Annotated in this window: 14 protein-coding genes and 2 pseudogenes; 8 read left to right on the top strand and 8 right to left on the bottom strand. The window is 61.3% G+C overall.

Annotated elements, in window-relative coordinates:
* Nucleotides 1–127 precede the first annotated feature (127 nt).
* Nucleotides 128–215, top strand: a pseudogene (locus tag E4P82_RS23650) (transposase); the annotation flags it as partial.
* A gap of 506 nt (nucleotides 216–721) precedes the next feature.
* Nucleotides 722–4837, top strand: coding sequence for a C25 family cysteine peptidase (locus E4P82_RS23175; RefSeq protein ID WP_169248727.1), 4116 nt, complete (start codon nucleotides 722–724; stop codon nucleotides 4835–4837).
* A gap of 164 nt (nucleotides 4838–5001) precedes the next feature.
* On the opposite strand, the gene E4P82_RS09905 is transcribed toward E4P82_RS23175, so the two are convergent.
* Entirely contained in the window at nucleotides 5002–5286 is a 285-nt protein-coding gene (locus tag E4P82_RS09905) for a hypothetical protein (protein WP_169248726.1), read from the bottom strand.
* On the opposite strand from E4P82_RS09905, the gene E4P82_RS09900 reads away from it, so the two are divergent.
* Both E4P82_RS09900 and E4P82_RS09895 read left to right on the top strand, forming a co-directional pair.
* The gene (locus E4P82_RS09900) at nucleotides 5285–6085 is read left to right on the top strand and encodes an RpnC/YadD family protein (protein WP_169248725.1); all 801 of its coding nucleotides are present in this window, start codon (nucleotides 5285–5287) and stop codon (nucleotides 6083–6085) included. The two genes, E4P82_RS09905 and E4P82_RS09900, sit on opposite strands and share 2 nt — an antisense overlap.
* A gap of 190 nt (nucleotides 6086–6275) precedes the next feature.
* Nucleotides 6276–7928, top strand: a complete 1653-nt coding sequence (locus tag E4P82_RS09895) for an AMP-binding protein (RefSeq protein ID WP_169248724.1) — start codon at nucleotides 6276–6278, stop codon at nucleotides 7926–7928.
* Nucleotides 7929–8006: 78 nt separating this feature from the next.
* Here the strand turns inward: E4P82_RS09895 and E4P82_RS09890 are convergent, their stop codons facing one another.
* Nucleotides 8007–8306: a polyhydroxyalkanoic acid system family protein gene (locus E4P82_RS09890; protein WP_169248723.1), complete on the bottom strand. Its 300-nt coding sequence runs from the start codon at nucleotides 8304–8306 to the stop codon at nucleotides 8007–8009.
* A 483-nt stretch (nucleotides 8307–8789) separates the two neighbouring features.
* On the opposite strand from E4P82_RS09890, the gene E4P82_RS09885 reads away from it, so the two are divergent.
* On the top strand, nucleotides 8790–9017 hold the full coding sequence (locus tag E4P82_RS09885) for a hypothetical protein (RefSeq protein WP_169248722.1): 228 nt from the start codon (nucleotides 8790–8792) through the stop codon (nucleotides 9015–9017).
* The gene (locus E4P82_RS09880) at nucleotides 8947–11670 is read left to right on the top strand and encodes an AAA family ATPase (RefSeq protein WP_169248721.1); all 2724 of its coding nucleotides are present in this window, start codon (nucleotides 8947–8949) and stop codon (nucleotides 11668–11670) included. The genes E4P82_RS09885 and E4P82_RS09880 overlap by 71 nt, the downstream gene beginning before the upstream one ends.
* Here E4P82_RS09880 and E4P82_RS09875 read toward each other — a convergent pair.
* The 6 genes and pseudogenes from E4P82_RS09875 to E4P82_RS21490 form a co-directional block, all read right to left on the bottom strand.
* The gene (locus E4P82_RS09875) at nucleotides 11651–13018 is read right to left on the bottom strand and encodes a sensor histidine kinase (protein ID WP_169248720.1); all 1368 of its coding nucleotides are present in this window, start codon (nucleotides 13016–13018) and stop codon (nucleotides 11651–11653) included. The two genes, E4P82_RS09880 and E4P82_RS09875, sit on opposite strands and share 20 nt — an antisense overlap.
* A pseudogene (locus tag E4P82_RS09870) lies at nucleotides 13015–13685 on the bottom strand (response regulator transcription factor). Before E4P82_RS09870 ends, E4P82_RS09875 begins: the two are co-directional and overlap by 4 nt.
* Nucleotides 13686–13694: 9 nt before the next feature.
* Entirely contained in the window at nucleotides 13695–14018 is a 324-nt protein-coding gene (locus tag E4P82_RS09865) for a PepSY domain-containing protein (RefSeq protein ID WP_246327485.1), read from the bottom strand.
* Between the two features lie 31 nt (nucleotides 14019–14049).
* Complete coding sequence (locus E4P82_RS09860; RefSeq protein WP_169248719.1) at nucleotides 14050–14661, bottom strand: cytochrome b/b6 domain-containing protein; 612 nt, start codon at nucleotides 14659–14661, stop codon at nucleotides 14050–14052.
* Between the two features lie 106 nt (nucleotides 14662–14767).
* Entirely contained in the window at nucleotides 14768–15088 is a 321-nt protein-coding gene (locus tag E4P82_RS09855) for a PepSY domain-containing protein (RefSeq protein WP_169248718.1), read from the bottom strand.
* 18 nt (nucleotides 15089–15106) lie between these two features.
* Nucleotides 15107–15565 (bottom strand): hypothetical protein, encoded by a 459-nt coding sequence (locus E4P82_RS21490; protein ID WP_211203096.1) that lies wholly within the window; start codon nucleotides 15563–15565, stop codon nucleotides 15107–15109.
* Here E4P82_RS21490 and E4P82_RS09850 point away from each other — a divergent pair.
* Together E4P82_RS09850 and E4P82_RS09845 are read left to right on the top strand one after the other, a co-directional pair.
* On the top strand, nucleotides 15560–15826 hold the full coding sequence (locus tag E4P82_RS09850; RefSeq protein WP_246327484.1) for a hypothetical protein: 267 nt from the start codon (nucleotides 15560–15562) through the stop codon (nucleotides 15824–15826). The two genes, E4P82_RS21490 and E4P82_RS09850, sit on opposite strands and share 6 nt — an antisense overlap.
* A 325-nt stretch (nucleotides 15827–16151) precedes the next feature.
* Complete coding sequence (locus E4P82_RS09845) at nucleotides 16152–16748, top strand: class I SAM-dependent methyltransferase (RefSeq protein WP_420887088.1); 597 nt, start codon at nucleotides 16152–16154, stop codon at nucleotides 16746–16748.

The raw sequence follows: 16748 nt of genomic DNA, 5'->3' as shown, positions 1-16748 counted from the left end.
ATCGTGGATAGCGTCAAAAAAATCTGGGCGGATGGTGGTTATAGAGGTGAAAAGTTTGTTCAATGGGTCAAGGAACAGTTTGACTGCATTTTTGAAGTTGTTGAAAAAAAAGAAAACGGATAAGGGATTTCAGGTTTTACCTCGGCGATGGGTTGTAGAGCGAACCTTTGCTTGGCTCGGGCGATCTCGCCGCTTAAGCAAAGATTACGAACGGAAACCCACATCGAGTACGGGCCATGTTTATATGGCCTCAATTCGACTCATGCTGCGAAGAATTTGTAAAGAACGAGTATTATTACAAGGGACTGCTTTAGAGGTAGCTTAGGTAATTGAGTTTTTGTACAGCTTCTTAGATTCGATATAAGCGATTTATTCCGTAAAGTTTCTCATGATAAGTTAATGGCAGATTTTACTGGCGGCGGATAGCGAAGGGATAGGGATAGAGACGATGCGAACAAACAACAAATCGAATGCAACCCGATGGGCGCTTCTGTACGTGATTTTGACTCTGGCGCTGGGCTGGGTAGGACCGTTGGCTGCGGCGCCAACGTATCAATCGAAAGCAGAGGCGTCTAGCACTACCAGTTCGCTCGCCATTGGCAAGCCGACCGGCACGGTCCAGAGCGATTTCTTGTTGGCGACTATATCTGCACGGGGCAACACAATCATCACCCCGCCAACTGGGTGGACCCAGGTTCTGCGTCAAAACAACGGGATAAACGTGACCCTCGCGGTCTTCTACCGCGTGGTCGGCGCCACCGACGGTTCCAGTTATTCGTTCGGCTTGAACCAGTCCGTTAAAGTGGCGGGAGCCATTCTGCGCTACACGGGCGCGGACCCGTCAGCGCCGATCAACGTATCAGGCTTCACTACCGGTGATAACAACTCGCCTACAGCCCCCGCCGTGACGACGACCGTAGCCGATACGATGGTCGTCCGGATTGCGGGGATCGACAATAACTCGCTCGCTTCGGTGCCGGGGACAGAGCTGGTTCTCGTCAATGTTGGTGGCAGTGGCGCCGATGTGGCCCTCGGTGTTGGCCAAGGCACGCAAACGGCCGCCGATACCACGGGAACAGCGGCGTTTGCATCTAACAATGACGCATGGGTCACCGCCACCATCGCACTTCGGTCACCAACCATCGCCGTCTGCGCCGTGCCCGGTCGCGATGGCAGCCCCACAAGCCTAAGCGGAGTTGTCAATACCTATTACCCTGGTACGGCCACCGCCAACGCCGGTGCTGCGAGTATCTCGGTTGGGGCCTCGCAGGGGGCCACGACTCCCATCGCCTCCGGCGATCTGCTGCTGGTGATTCAGATGCAGGACGCGGCAATCGACTACACCAATACCAGCAGCTATGGCAATGGTAGTTCTGGCAGCGGCGCCACCAACTACAACAGTGCTGGTCTGTATGAATTTGTCAGGGCCACCGGGCCAGTGAGCGGTGGTTCCGTGCCGATCCAGGGCACGGGTACGGGCTTGGGCTTGCGTAATACCTACACCAACGATAACGCCACCGCTATCCAGGGTCAGCGCCGCTTCCAGGTGGTGCGAGTGCCGCAGTACGACAGCGCTACGGTTACTGGCCAGATCACCGCCCAAGCCTGGAACGGCAGCACAGGCGGTATCGTCGTGATGGACGTGGCGGGTACGCTGACCTTCTCCGGTGGCGGCATCAATGTCGATGCCAAGGGCTTCCGGGGCGGCGGCGGACAACAACTCTCGGGCCAGACAGGCGGTTCGAACACCGCTTATCGCACCCGGGCTACGCCACCGTCGGGTACGCCTCTCTACAACGGCAACAAGGCCGAGGGTGTGGCCGGATCGCCCAACTATATGTACGACGGTACCGCAACGCTGGCTTCGGGCAGTGGTTATCCTGATGGGACCAATGCCGACGCCAGCCGCGCCCGCGGCGCGCCGGGTAACGCCGGTGGCGGTGGGACCGATGGCAATCCCAGTGCCAACGATCAAAACAGCGGCGGTGGCGGCGGTGCGGGCGGCAGCGTACTGGTGTTTGCCAGAACCGGCGTACTGACCAGTCTGACCATCAACGCCAAGGGTGCCAATGGCACGAATGCCGACCCGACTGGCTCCGCGCATGGCCCCGGTGGCGGCGGTGCGGGCGGCGTGATCTATCTTTCCAGCGCCGCCGTTTCCACCAGCGTCACTGGCGGCGCTAACGGTACCACGACGGCGGCAGCGAACGCTTATGGCGCCACCTCCGGCACGGCTGGTGTGACCAATACCAACCTCACCGAAAGCCAGATCCCCGGAGTTACGTCCGGCGCGACCTGCAAGGCCACTCTGGCCAGCGTCGCGGAATTTGGGGCGACGGTCGAAGGCGGGCGGGTGGTGCTGTACTGGGAAACCGCCTTCGAACTGGGCACGGCGGGTTTCCACATCGAACGGCTTGAACCCATCAGTGGCGATTACGACCGCCTTAACGATACGCTGTTGCCGGCGCTGATTACCTCGCCGCAGGGCGGTCGATATACCTTCGTGGATCTGGATGCTTGGCCCGACCAAAGTTATACCTACCGGTTGGTGGAGCAGGAAGTCTGGGGAAGTACACGCGTTCACGGTCCTTTTACCGTGACGCCGGTCGAATCGGCCCAGCAAGTCGCGAAGGTGGCATTCGTGGCCGAATCGTCAACGGATTCCGGCGCAGGCTACGACGACCCGGCGCAAGGCTATCAAGCCATTCCTCATGCGCTCGATAACCGAAACGTTGAGCGGAGCGCGCAAGTGGCCATTTCGACGGTGAGCAAGAAAAAGAAGGTGACGGACACGGCGCAAATCCCGGTGCGGCAGGATGGGCTGTTCTACGCTAGCGTCGCCCGGCTCGCCGAGGCGTTGGGTAACACGGAAGAGAACGTGCGCAAGTGGCTGCGCAACGAAAAATTGGAGTTGACCACGGCGGGCAAGGACGTGGCCTGGCTGCCGGCGGCGGACGAGGCCGGAATTCTGTTCTACGGCGAAGCCATCGATAGCCTCTATACGCTGGACAACATCTACCGGCTGCGGTCGAACCAGAAGGGTAAGGTAATGGAAGAGTCATCCGCCAAGGATAAAGCCCCGGACCCGGTGGCAGCGGGCGACTTCGACGACACGATCACGGCGGAGCAGGATATCTTTGCCGCCACCGTCGTTTCTACCGACCCCGAAAGCGACTACTGGTATTGGGAGGGTTTCATCGGCGGCGGCGATCCCATCTGCAGCAGCAAAAACTGGAACACCAAGTGCTTTACCGTTCGCCTGCCCGACGTGGCCGACGGCGGCAAGCTCAAGGTTTTCCTGAAAGGCGCTGTTTCTGGAACACACTCGGTGCAAGTGTCGATCAACGGTCAGACACTCGGCGAGGGAACGTGGAGCGATCTGGCGGACTACGAATTGCGGTTGTCGGTAACGGGCGCACAACTTCAAAGTGGCGACAACGATATAAAAATCCGTGCCTTGGGCGATTCTGCGAATATTTTCTACGTCGATCGCATCGAGATGAAATACCGCCGCTTGGCGCGAGCTACCGACGATCGGCTGACTTTGAAAGCCGAAAGCGACGGTCCGCTGGCGGTAGATGGCTTCAGCACGGCCGACATTTACGTCTTCGATATCGGCAACCTGAGAAAACCGGTCTACATCACCCACACGACCGTGACACCCGGCACGGTGGGCCAGAGCGTCACTTTCACCGCTGAGCAGGGCCGGCGCTACCTGGTGTTGACCGGCGCGGCGATTACGTCGGCCACGCCCGCGCCGATGACCGCCGCCGACCTCCAGTCTTCCAGCGACCCAGTGGATTATTTGATCATCGTTCCGCCTGCGTTGGTGGATGCAGCCCAAACGCTGGCCGACTATCGCCAAGGTAAGGGCCTGTCCAGCCGGGTAGTGGGTACTGACGAAATCTACGATAGTTATAATTGGGGCGTCGCCAGTCCTCACGCTGTGCGCGACTTCCTCCGTGATGCCTTCCACAACTGGGGCGTGCGCTACGTGGTGCTTGTGGGTATCGGCAGCTTCGATTATCGCGATCTGGGCGGTAAGGGCGAACCGCAGGCACCCACCCTCATGACGTCCACGCCTAACGGCCTATTCGGTTGCGACAACTGCTTGGTGGACTTCGATGGAGACGGTGCGCCCGACATGGCTATTGGTCGCATCCCGGCGGCAAGTGTGGTCGATCTTCAGACCTACTTGGCCAAGGTCGAAGCTTACGAAAAAGGGACGGTTTCGCTATACCAGGCCGGGGCGATGCTACTGGCCGACAAGCCAGACTCCGCCGCCGGTTATTTTCCCCAAGACAGCGACTGGGTAGCGGAGTTGCTGCCGTCCGGGATTGCCGTGACTCGGATCTATCTCGACCAGCAGGCCATTGGCGCCGCGCGGTCGCTGCTGTTCGAAGGTATGAACCGAGGCACGGGCTGGGTCAACTACCTTGGCCACGGTGGAGCGGATCGTTTCAGCGCGGCTGGCCTGCTCACCTGGGACGACATGGGTACGCTGAACAGCGTCGGCCCACTGCCGGTGGTCAGTGCCCTGACCTGCGCGGCAAACCGGTTCGAGGTTCCCCGCTATGCATCCCTGGGCGAGCAGTTGATCCTGGACGCTGACGGCGGTGCCATCGCTGTCTGGGCACCCACCGGAATGTCGCTGAACGAACCGGCATTGCGACTCAACCGGAGCTTGTTCGCGGCGGTGTTCCAGCAGCAGATGCCGACACTGGGCGAGGCGATCCAGCAGGCCTTGCAGGACAATATACGCCGTCAAGACATGCCGACGTATATGCTGCGTATCTACAGCTTGCTCGGTGACTCCGCCTTGCAGTTACACCATTGAGCGAAACCGGTATCCTCCGCCCCTCCGGTCGAGGAGTGGTAGGGGATGCCGGCGGGTACTATCCAGAGACCGACACAAGCGAGAACACCATGCCTGATCCAACCCAAGCTATCCGCGACACTGCCGACAAGCCAGCGAAGAAATCCTACGAGTCACCCCGCATCCTATCCCGCGAACGCCTGGAAGCTATCGCTGGCGGATGTAGTACGGGCAAGCAGCAAACAAATGGCTGCCCCGCCGATGGCCCATTTTCCTCCTAAAATGCCCATCCGGCGGTGCAGGAACTGGCGTTTTTGGCACGCCGACTTGTGGCGTAGTGGTGTCCCTCTTGTTGTAGGAGCCAGGCGATTCGCGGCTGAAGCGCCCGGATCGCCGATGCATTCGCAAACTTTTGAATCGCGATCGTGATCGATGGCCAGCTCATTGGCGAGCCGATAAAATGCCTCCATGGGCCAAAAAGACATCATCTCCAAGGGCATTCTCAAGCGTCTGCTGCTGGACATGGCGGTCTACTTGTTCCGGCTGGACCTAATCGACGCCGAGTTGCTCGCCACCGAGGAGCAGCGGATTGAAGACCGCCGCGCCGACTTGGTCGCCAAAGTCATCCCCGCACAGGGCGAGCCCTTCATCCTGCATCTGGAAATTCAGAACGCCAACGACGGTCAAATGGCGGTACGGATGCTGCGCTACCTGACCGACATCCACTTGGCGTATCCGGGTTACCGCATCCATCAATGTCTGGTCTACATCGGCGCCGAGCGACTGACCATGGCTACCGGGTTGGATAGCCCGCAACTGAGCTACCACTATGACGTGGTCGACATGCGGACGATCGACTACCGCACCCTGTACGCCAGCGACCAGCCTGACGCCCTGGTGTTGGCCATCCTGGGCGACTTTGGCGATGATGATCCGCAAACGGTATTGATGCGCTTATTGGAGAAACTGCGACGGCTGACCGACCCCGACGAAGGCCGGCTGCGCGAATACCTGTCCATGCTGGAGATTCTGGCGGACAATCGCCATCTCACCATCAACCTTCAGGAAGCCTACGCCATGTTGCAAATCAACCTCGAACGGCTGCCCAGCTATCAGAAGGGAATGGAAAAGGGAATGGAAAAGGGAATGGAAGAAGGTGCGCATCGCAAGGCGTTGGCGGTGGCTCGGGAACTCCTGGCGATGAATTTTTCACCGGAGCAGATCGCCGCCATCACCCAATTGCCCTTGGCCGAAATTCCAAGGAAGTAGGGTCCGCCGGTCTGGCCCGCGCCCAGCCCCGGCTCAACCCACGCGATCGCTCCGCCAACTGCGTCGTTTTGCCCGCATCTCGGCAGTCTCATCCGAAAAACCGATCTTGCAATACCCACAAGTGAAGTTTGGTAATCGGTCGTCAATAATCTCACAATGGGAGTGACCGGACGCTGATTGGAGGCCTCCCGTGGAAAAAGTGTGGTTGAAACGTTATCTACCCCAGGTGCCGGCGGACATCAACCCCGATGAATACCGCTCACTGGTCGAAGTATTCGATCGGAGTTGCTGTCAGTTCGGACGGCGCAATGCCTTCGTCAACATGGGTTGCGGCATGACCTATGCCGAACTGGAGCAGATGAGTCGGGCGTTCGCCGCCTGGTTGCAACAGGAATTGGGGCTGGAAAAGGGTGAGCGGGTGGCGATCATGCTGCCCAACCTGCTGCAATATCCGGTGGCGTTGTTCGGTGCGTTGCGCGCCGGATTGGTGGTGGTCAACGTCAATCCGCTGCATACCCCGCGCGAGCTGGAGCACCAACTCAGGGACTCCGGAGCCAAGGCGATTCTGATTCTCGCCAACTTCGCCCATGTGTTGGCCGAGGTCGTCGAGCGGACCGAGATCAGAACCGCCATCGTTACCGAGATCGGCGACCTGTTGTCGTTCTGGAAGGCCAAGGTGGTCAATCTGGTGGCCCGGCACATCAAGAAGAGGGTGCATTACGCGCTGCCGAATACGGTTGGGTTCAGGGAAGCGCTGGCTGGCGGTGCCCGCCTTGTCCTGCGGCCGGTCGCGGTCACCGGCGAGGATCTGGCCTTCCTGCAATACACCGGCGGTACCGCCGGACTGCCCATGGGTGTGATGCTGACCCACCGTAACCTGTTGGCCAACATACGGCAGATCGTTGCCTGGGTGGGTTCGACGATCCATGAGGGCGAGGAGATCGTCATCACCGCGCTGCCGCTGCACCACATCTTCTGCCTGACGGTGAATTGTCTGTGCTTTCTCTATTTTGGCGGCTTGAACGTGCTGGTCACCAACCCCCGCGACCTTCCGCTGTTCGTGCGGGAGATCCGTCCGTGGAAGTTCACGGTGATTACCGGAGTCAACGCGTTGTTCAACGCGCTGGTCAACAATGACAAGTTTGCCACGTTGGATTTTTCCTCGCTGCGGTTGACGGTCGGCGGCGGCGCACCGATGTGGCGGACCGTGGCCGATCGCTGGCGGACCCTGACCGGAGTGCCGATCCTGGCGGGCTACGGTTTGACCGAGGCCGCGCCGGCGATCTGCGTCAACCCGGTCGATATCGAGGATTTCACCGGTAGCATCGGTTTGCCGTTGCCGTCCACCGAGGTGCAGGTCCGCGACGAGGAAGGCAGGGAAGTACCGTCGGGGGCGCGCGGAGAATTGTGTGCCCGCGGCCCGCAGGTGATGCGCGGCTATTGGCGTCGGCCCGAGGAAACCGCCCGCATCCTCCGCGATGGCTGGTTGCTGACCGGCGACATCGCCACCATGGACAAACAGGGTTTCTTTTACATGGTGGATCACAAGAAGGACCGGATTCTGGTGTCCGGCTTCGACGTGTTCCCCAGTGAAATCGAGCAGGTGGTGGTGGCTTGTTCGGGGGTGCTGGAGGCGGCCTGTATCGGTGTGCCCGACGAGAAGAGCGGCTCGGCGGTCAAGGTGTGCGTCGTGCCCAAGCCGGGGATGGAATTGACCGTCGAAGCAATTCAGGCGCACTGCCGACGGTGTCTCCCCGCCTACAAGCGGCCGCGCCAGGTCGAGTTCCGCGATAGCCTGCCCAAATCCAACATCGGCACGATCCTGCGGCACGAGTTGTGCTGAGGCGCTGGTAGGGGATCGGCATCCCGCCGGCCAAGGCATTGATTCCCAACCGCCGGATATGAGCGATGCGATAAGGGCTCAAACCGGATCGGGCGGTCCGGCTTGCTGAAACAGCTCGTCCAGGTAAGCGTGAATTTCCTGCTCCAGCTTGTATTTCAGCGTCGCCAGGAGAAAGCCCAGGCGCACGTTGATCCGCAACTTGCCCGGCTCCAGTTCGATTTGGCCACCGACGCCGGAGCGTTCGAAGTACAGGGTGTCGTCCTGCCAGTGGTGGCTGAGGTCGTAACGCTCGGCCAGTTGGACGGCGAGAGTTTCCGCGGCTTGACGCGCCTCGTCGAGGGTGAGCGGATGGTCGCGGTGAATGACGATATGAGACATGGGAGTATGTTCCGTTGACCAAATCGTCATTCTCCCACCAACCGGCGCCGATGACGATGTGGTCCGACCTCGTCGCGATCATGGGCGCCGATGAGCGGATGCAAGGTGGTGGAGCTTTACGCCGGCGTGGAGGGCCGATCGCCGATGGACATACGGATGATTGCGCTAAGGTTTATGGGAGAAGTCGTCGTTGGCGAGACACGCGGGCGTTGAATCGGCATGGCAATCCAAGGGAGCGTGCATGGACCGAATCAAGGGTACTCTGGAGATGCTGGCGAACCGGCTGACTTTGAACGTGGCGGGTGGGTTGCCGGGCTGGATCAAGCGGCAGGCGCCGGGTTGACGGGACGATCAATCCCAACGGTGGTTTCATTTGGTCCAGTTTCGAATCAATAGATTAACCGACGATACGAAAAAGCGCTATGGAGATGGATGCTGGAGCTTTAGAATGCTGGCAGAGGTAGTGTCGAGGAGGGGGAGGGTATGTATACCACCTATTTCGGTTTCGAAAACAAACCCTTCAAACCGAAAGATAGCAAAGATTATTATCGCAACGATAATTTCGACAGCGCTTGCGCCGATATCCTGAGTGGTATCCGGGAACAGCGCGGGTTCATTCTGCTGACTGGCGAGGCCGGGTTTGGCAAGACGCTGGTATTGCGCCGCTGCATGGCGGAAGCCGCCGATATTTTTTTTCATTCTGCTGAATAACGCCAACCTCGATTTTCCCGACATCCTTAACTATCTATGCATCAGCCTGCAACTGCCGGCCGAAGGTCTGAACATCGAGCAACAGAGTCACTTGTTGCTGGATACCGTGGCCGCGCACGCACGCCGCAACCAACCGGTTGCCCTGCTGATCGACGACGCACAGCATCTGCGTATTGGCGTGTTGAGCCGCTTGCTGGATTTCGTGGAAACGGCGGTGGAACCCGATCAGCGCCTGCGGATCGTACTGGCGGGCCTACCGGAGATCGAAGGCAAGCTGCGCCAACCTGAGTTGCGGCGGTTGCACGAGCAGGTTCAGGTTCGTTGCCACCTCGAACGGCTGAGCGGCATGGAAACCGAACTGTTCATCAACCATCAGTTCAAGGCTGCCGGCTATGCGGGCGAGGGGCTGTTTTCTCCCGCCGTTATCGAGCGCATCGACCACTATAGCCAAGGAGTCCCGCGCGCCGTCGCCATGCTGTGCGACGCCATGTTCCTGTTCGCCAGCCTGGAATCGGAGCGTGAGATCACGCCGGGTCTGGTGGATGAGGCCGCCCGCAATTGCTTTCTCGGCGAGCGGGCTCAATCGGGGTCCGGGACGGTTGGCCCGCTCTGGCAGGATGCCGTTGGCGAAACAGGGTCGGCGCCCACTGACGGTGACGGGTTTGACCTGCGTCTGGATCTGGATCTGGATCTACCGTTGGATTTCGATCTTGATCCCGATCGGACCTCGGTGGCCGAGCGGCCGGTGGTCGCGGCTGGGGGAGAATTGAGACTGGCGCCGATACCGCCGCGCGAATCCGCGTCCATGCCGCCAGTCGCCGAAAGTCCGGTGGCGGTCGATCCGGCGCCATCGATGGGGTTGGCCAGCGTCGCTCCGCCCGCCGAGCCGGCGCCGCCGCGCGAATCCATGCCCGTGCCGCCAGTCGCCGAGAGCCCGGTGGCGGTCGATCCGGCGCCAGCGATGGGGTGGGCCAGTACCGCGCCACCCGCCGAGCCGGTGCCGCCCGCTGTCGAGTCGACGACGTCGGTCCTGCGCGAATTTGCCCAGTTACTGGGCGAACTCGCCGCCAAACAGGAATACCGAGAACCACGGGATCGGGAGGCGGTGGATTATTTTCGGAACCGGTATCTGCGCTGGGCACGTGGCGGCCCGGTGCAGGCGGACGAGTACCAGCGACGCATCGCCCGGTTGACGGAAACCCAGCAGCCGGTACTGGTGAGTCTGGCGGTCACCATGAGCCCAACCTCGGAACGGGAAAACACGCTTTGCGCGCTGCTGGTCAATCCCAGTTGGTGGTTGTATCGGGAAATCCGCCTGCGGCTGCGCAGTCCCGATCTGGTATTTGTCGATGAAGGGCGAGTCCCGCCGCTGCGGCTGCTGGACGGCCGGGAAGCACAACCGGTGTACATCGGTTATCGGTGTCCCCACGCTGGCCCGGTGCAAACCACCTTGTGGCTGGAACTCGACCTCTGCGACCATCGAGGGGAATGGCACGCCTACGACAACCGCTGCGAGATCCGGCTGGATTTTACCCGGCCGATTGAGAGCAAGCAGGAGCCGGTAGCGGGTGCCGCGTCGCGATCCGATCGCTTCTGGCCCGACCCGTTGCTGGACAAGACCGCTTCCAGCGGATGGCTGCTGAACGAGCCGGTCGCCGAGCGCGAGGAAACCGAGGCTGACACCCTGGCCTGCACCTTGCCGCTCGAACTGGAAGCCGATCCCGAGCGTAGCTACAGTCTGCGGGCGACCAGTCCCGCCAGCGGTCAGGCGCTCAGTCGCGGTACGCCGCTGACGCGGGCGTTGCTGCTGCCGGAAAATTCAGCCCATGCGGTGGCGCGCATCGAACTGGTATCGCGTCCGCTGATGATCTTTGGCCGCCACAGCGCCGCCGCCGGCACCGGGTTCGGCGATTTCACCTTGGGTTTCGTGCCCAAGTACAATCGGATTTCCCGGCTCCATAGCGTGATCTGTGCGTTGGGCGATCAACTGGCGCTGATGTCGGCCAGCGATGAGGGATATACCTACACCGGTCGAAACGGCCAGCGGTTGGAGCGCGGGAGCTGGCAGTTGCTGGAAGTCGACGACGTGCTGGATGTATGCGATCTGTATCGATTGAAGCTGTTTTTGGCCTGGGATCATAAGGGTGAACACGCACCACTGGATTGGGACAGCCAGGAACCGCGCGACAAGTTCGGCCGCTATCTGCTTGAGCTGGTCGATGTGCTGCATCAGCGCGACCGGCAAGCCAACGCCGATGCGCTGCGGGACAAGCTCAAGACTCGCTATCTCAAGCTGCTGCACATGCAGGAACGGGTGGCTCGCTTGAATGGAGTCGGCAACCCCGGCGCCCTGCTGTATGCCCGGTTCGAACGCGAGGACGCGGCTCGCCGACAGATCGTCCACTACTACGTCCCCAAGTGGCTGTCGCTGGGCAGTTCCCCGCAGGCTGGCCTACGTGTCAGTGCTCCGGGCGTGGTGCCGCGGCACGCCGAACTGTTGTTCCGGGACGGTATGTACTGGATTCAGAATCTGGCCGAGCCGGGTTCGGTTCGGGTGGGTTGTCATTCTCTGGCCACCAACGAGGTGCTGGCCTTGGAGGCGGGCGACATGCTGAGGATCGGTACAGCGCGCTTTAGCTTCGAGGCGTACTGATTTCGAATTGGCGGGTGGTGGTGGGTTGCGGCAATGCCACCTCCGCCATCAGGCCGCCCAGCGCCGCTGAGCGCTCCAGCCGTAGCGCGCCACCATACTGCTGGACGATGTCGCCGACGATGGCCAACCCCAAGCCGTGTCCGGCACGGGATTCGTCGATGCGCGCTCCCCGCAGTCGCAGCAGCTCCATTTGTTCCGGTGGGCAACCCGCCCCGTCGTCCTCAATCCGCAGACACAGTTCCCGTTCAGTCACGCTGGCGGTCAACCGTACCGTGGTCGCCGCCCACTGCCAGGCGTTGTCGAGCAGGTTGCCCAGTAGTTCCAGCAAGTCGTCCCGGTCGCAGGGGAAGGTGCTGGCGGGCGGGATGCGCAGCTCGACCCGCAAGCATCGGTCGCGATGGATGCGACGCAAGGTTTCGATCAGATCGGCGACCTCCCGTTCCAGCAGTACCCGCTGGCCGGGTGCGCCGCCGCCAGCGATTCGCGCCCGCTTGAGTTCGCGTTCGGTCAGGGCACGGATCTGCTGGATCTGCTGGCGCAGCGCTTGCCAGCCAGCGCTATCCTCGGGTGGGAGCGGTTGTTCGGCGAGTTGGGCCAGCACGGTGAGCGGGGTTTTCACGGCGTGCGCCAGATTGCCGAGCGCATGACGAGCCCGCTGCTGGCGCTGGTCCAGCAGGACCAGCAAGCGATTCAGTTCGTCCACCAATGGTCTTACTTCGTCCGGGACGTCGGTCGGTAGTTGCGCGATCTCGCCGCAGGCCAGTCGCGGCAGGTTCCGACGGATCTGCTCTAGTGGCGCCAGGCCGCGTCGCACCATTTGTCGCTGAAACAATAGCAGCGCGACGAGAAGCAGCAGTGCGACCAGGATAAATTCAATTAGTATCCGATAGATACCTTGGCGTACCGATGTGAAATCCTCGGTTACGGCCATGGCGACGGGGTGACCCTGGACTCGGAAGACGCGTCCGACCAGCAGCAATTGCTGGCCCTGTGGGCCGGCGACGAAATGACGAGTGACGTGGTCGGTCACGAGCGGCGGCAAGGACAACTCGGTGTCCCACAGGGAGCGGGAAGAGAGTACGCCGCCGGGAGTTTCGATCCGGTAATAATGCCCTGAGTAAGGTTGGCGGAAAGGAGCGTTGATCCGATCGGCGGCCAGATGCGGGTGACCGGCGGCGTCGAATGTCAAGGCCGCCAATAGGGTTTCCAGATCGTGTTCCAGTCGGCCGGCGACGAAGTCCTCGGCCAGTTGTCGCAGCGAGTAGCCGCCGAGAGCCACCGCCAGCGCCATCAACAGTGTCAGCGCTAGGATCAGACCGGCCGAGAGCCGGGCCTGTAGCGAAGTCATGTGTCGTCGGTTCCGAAAACATAGCCCTGACCGCGACGCGTGGCAATCAGGTCGCGGCCAAGTTTACGGCGCAGTCGGTTGATGTAGACCTCCAGCACATTGCTGTCGCGCTCGGCGTCGAAATCGTAGACATGCTCGACCAGCCGGCTTTTCGACAGCACCCGGCCAGGGTGCAGCATGAGGTAGCGCAGCAGGCGGAATTCGGTGCCGGTCAGCTCGACGGTGGCATCGCTGGCGGTCATCCGGACGGTTTGGGCGTTTTCGTCCAGCTCTAGGCCGGCGGCTTGCAGCGGGCCGGGCGGCCGGGCGATACCGCGCCGTAGCAATGCCTGCAAGCGAGCGATCAGTTCGGCGGTATGAAACGGTTTGCTCAGATAGTCGTCGGCGCCAGCTTGAAGCCATCCACTTTTTCGTGCCAGGCGTCGCGGGCGGTCAGGATCAGCACCGGCATCGGATTGCCGGCCGCGCGCCAGTCGCGCAGCACGTCTAGCCCGGAGCGGCCGGGCAGCCCGATATCCAGCACCACCATGTCGTAGGGTTCGGACTCACCCAGGAAACCGGCATCCACGCCATTGTCCGCCACATCCACGGCGAAACCGGCCCGTTGCAGTTCGCCGCGTAGCCGGCCGCTCAGTAATGCATCGTCCTCGACCAGCAGCAGGCGCATCGCTCATCCTTATTCTTTAGAGTCTTCATGCTCGGAATGCCACAGTGCGCCGGTGCGGGCATCGTACTCGAACTCCCTCACCACACCATCGTCACCCAAGAATTTGAGATCGTAGACATAGCGGCCATGCTCGGATTCCAGGCCTGCTTCCAGTAATTGGCCTCCGGGATGCCGGGTGCGATGATTGGCGATGATGGTTTCCAGCGACAAGATTTGTCCGGTGCCGCGCAAGCGGCGGATTTCGTCATGGTCGTGCCCGGCCATGAGCGGACCCGCCACCAGCAGGTTTACGGCCAGCAGAAGGGTGGTGATGGGTCTGGCGGGATGGGGCATGGGCACGATTTCGTGGATGATATGAGGGTGGTCAGGCGCGCTTGCGTCCGGTCACCATGGCGCGGGCCAGATTTTCCCGGTGCAGCAGACTTTCCCAGATGACCCCGAGCAAATGTCCAGCGACCAGCGCGAGGGTGAGGTTGGCGAAAAACTCATGGATCTCCTTGATGGAGTGAATGGTGTCTTCGTTGCCGCCAGCCAGCCAGCCGGCCAACGGACCCAGGCCCTTGTCGGCGCCGTACAGCAGCAAGCCGGCGGTAACGGCGGTGGTCAGGCTCAGCAGCAGGACCACGATCATGGCGCCGCCGGCTGGATTATGGCCCAGATGGCGGGGCGCGCGCAGGGTCAGCACTTGCTTGAGGTAGGACAGCGTGGCGCGGGGTCCATGCACGAAGTCGGCGAACCGGGCGTACCGTGGTCCGGCAAAGCCCCAGAGCAGGCGAAACAGCAACAGTCCGGCGATGGTGTAACCGGCCCAGACATGGACGGTTTGCAGCCACTCGCCGTCCAGGCGGTCCTGGAAATTCTCGAACCACTCGCTCTGGGTGAAATAGGCGGCGCAGAACGCGGCCACCAGGACCCAATGAAACAAGCGGACCAGCGGGTCCCAAACGGCGATTTCGGTGGAACGAGGGTCAGTCATGGCCATAAGCTCGCGGTGTGTGGTCGGCGCCTCCGCCGCGCGGTGACGCGAGGGAGGCGCGATGACGGGTTTGCGATTTCGGGACGTCAACCTGGGTCATTCGACCTCAGTCGCCTTCCTCGGCGACCAGATCTCCGGTCTTCATGTCGTAATACACTTCCCATTTCTTGCCGTCGTCGCCCTTGATTTTCACTTCCCAGGTCTCCTTGCCGTTCTTCCGGTCCTTGTAGGCTTTGGTCACTTTACCCGGATGCGCCTTCAATGCCATGTCGACGGCCTGTTCCTTGGTAATGCCGGCGGTCGCCGTGGCGGCTGGCGGGTTGACGCCTGGCGTGGCATCCTTGGTTTCGGCGGCCAAGGTGGCGGTGGCCAAGGTGGTGGCAAGCACGAAAGCGACGGTGCCGAGCAGGGATGTGCGAGCGATCATGGAGCAATACCTCATCAATTAACGGATGGAGTTGGCGACGACGGTCCGAGTCGTCGATGCGGATCGACGCGTCCTTGCGAGCTGAGGCGCACTGTACGGAACGTGCCTGAAACCAACCTTAAAATGTTCTGGATGCCGTGCTCGGGGATCGACGAAATCGTCATGGGCACGGCATGGGGTCCGCTCGATCGCGATGCGCCAAGAGCCGGGACTCGGATCGAAAGCCTGCGATCGGTGCGGGCAAAGCGGGTTCGATATTGGTTTTTTCGGCGCCGCCATAATAGACTTGCCCGCCCATCGAACCCATCTTTCAATCACCATCACCAGGAGTTCTACCCGTGGAGATGAAAAAACATCGCGCAACTGCTCCAGTCGTTCCGGAGCGATCTGCCCGATGGCAGCAAGACTGCCGCCGCCATCGACCGTAACGCCAGTCTGGAGGAGATTTCCGAACTGGCCGAGGGAGAAGGCTTGCATAAGTTGGCCTCGGTATTGTTCGAGGCCGAGCAGGAAGCGCTGCGGAGTGGCTCGGCGACGTTGGAAGATGCCGAGGTGGCCACCGATACCTTCATTCGGGAGGCTCGTCAGGATTTGCCGGCGGGCAGTAAGACCGCCGCCGCCATCGACCGCAGTGCTTCGTGGGAGGAGATTTCCGAATTGGCCGAGGAAGAAGGACTGCATCAGATCGCGTCGGTGTTGTTCGAAGCCGAGCAAGAGCGCTTGCGTAGCCCTTCCTGACATTGTTTGAACCGCCGGTTTCGACCGGCGGTTGCCGTGCCGATCCATCTGTCCCCCGCTCTCCGAGCATTCCTCCACCGCTTGCATATCCTGTCGGCGGCGCTGTCGAACCGGGTTTCGGTATGTCGCCTCGCCATCATCGATATCCCGTTATTCTCGCTATTAAAGTGCCGGATATCGATTAAAATGCCTGCGGTCATCCAACTGTCACATCTGTTACCGGTATGCTGGTGTTTTCCGCCGGCTGGATGCTCCGGTCGCCATCGCGCAACAGGCAACTTTCCGATCGATGAGCGGTTCTCTGGATTTTACGACTAGGTAGGGTATGAAACGTTTGGTGAAGGTGTTGATGCAAAACCCCGGCGCCGCGTCACTGGCGTTGTTCACTCGGGAAATCTGGGCCAACCCACGCGCCATGGGGGCGGCTTGTCCCAGCGCGCCGGCGCTGGCGAGTTGCATGGCCTCGCGGGTGCCGCTGGATCGAGACGGGCTGGTGGTGGAACTGGGCGGAGGAACCGGCGCGGTCACCGCCGCGCTGCTCAAGCACGGCGTGCCGCCGTGGAAACTGGTGGTGATCGAGCGTTCGCCGACGCTGGTCAACCACCTGCGCCGGCGTTTTCCACAACTGCGGGTCGTACAGGGAGATGCCGCGCAACTGGCGCAATTGCTGAGCCACGACCGTTCGCGAGGAGTCGGTGGCATCGTGTCCAGCCTGCCTTTGCGTTCGCTGCCTCCCGCCGTCACCCGCGCCATCGGTCACCAGTTCGAGACCCTGCTCGATGCCGGCGGCCTACTGGTGCAATACACCTACGACCTGCGCGGCACCCAGTCCGGGCTGCTCCCCCACTTTCGGCGGCGGTCCAGCAAGATCATCTGGAGCAATCTGCCGCCGGCTCGGGTGGAGGTGTTCGAGCGGGAGTGA

Source organism: Candidatus Competibacter phosphatis, assembly GCF_012939995.1.
In the GTDB taxonomy this organism is placed as follows: Bacteria; Pseudomonadota; Gammaproteobacteria; order Competibacterales; family Competibacteraceae; genus Competibacter; species Competibacter phosphatis.
The sequence above is the reverse complement of the archived record's forward strand: the minus strand, read 5'-3'. Positions and strand labels throughout refer to the sequence as shown.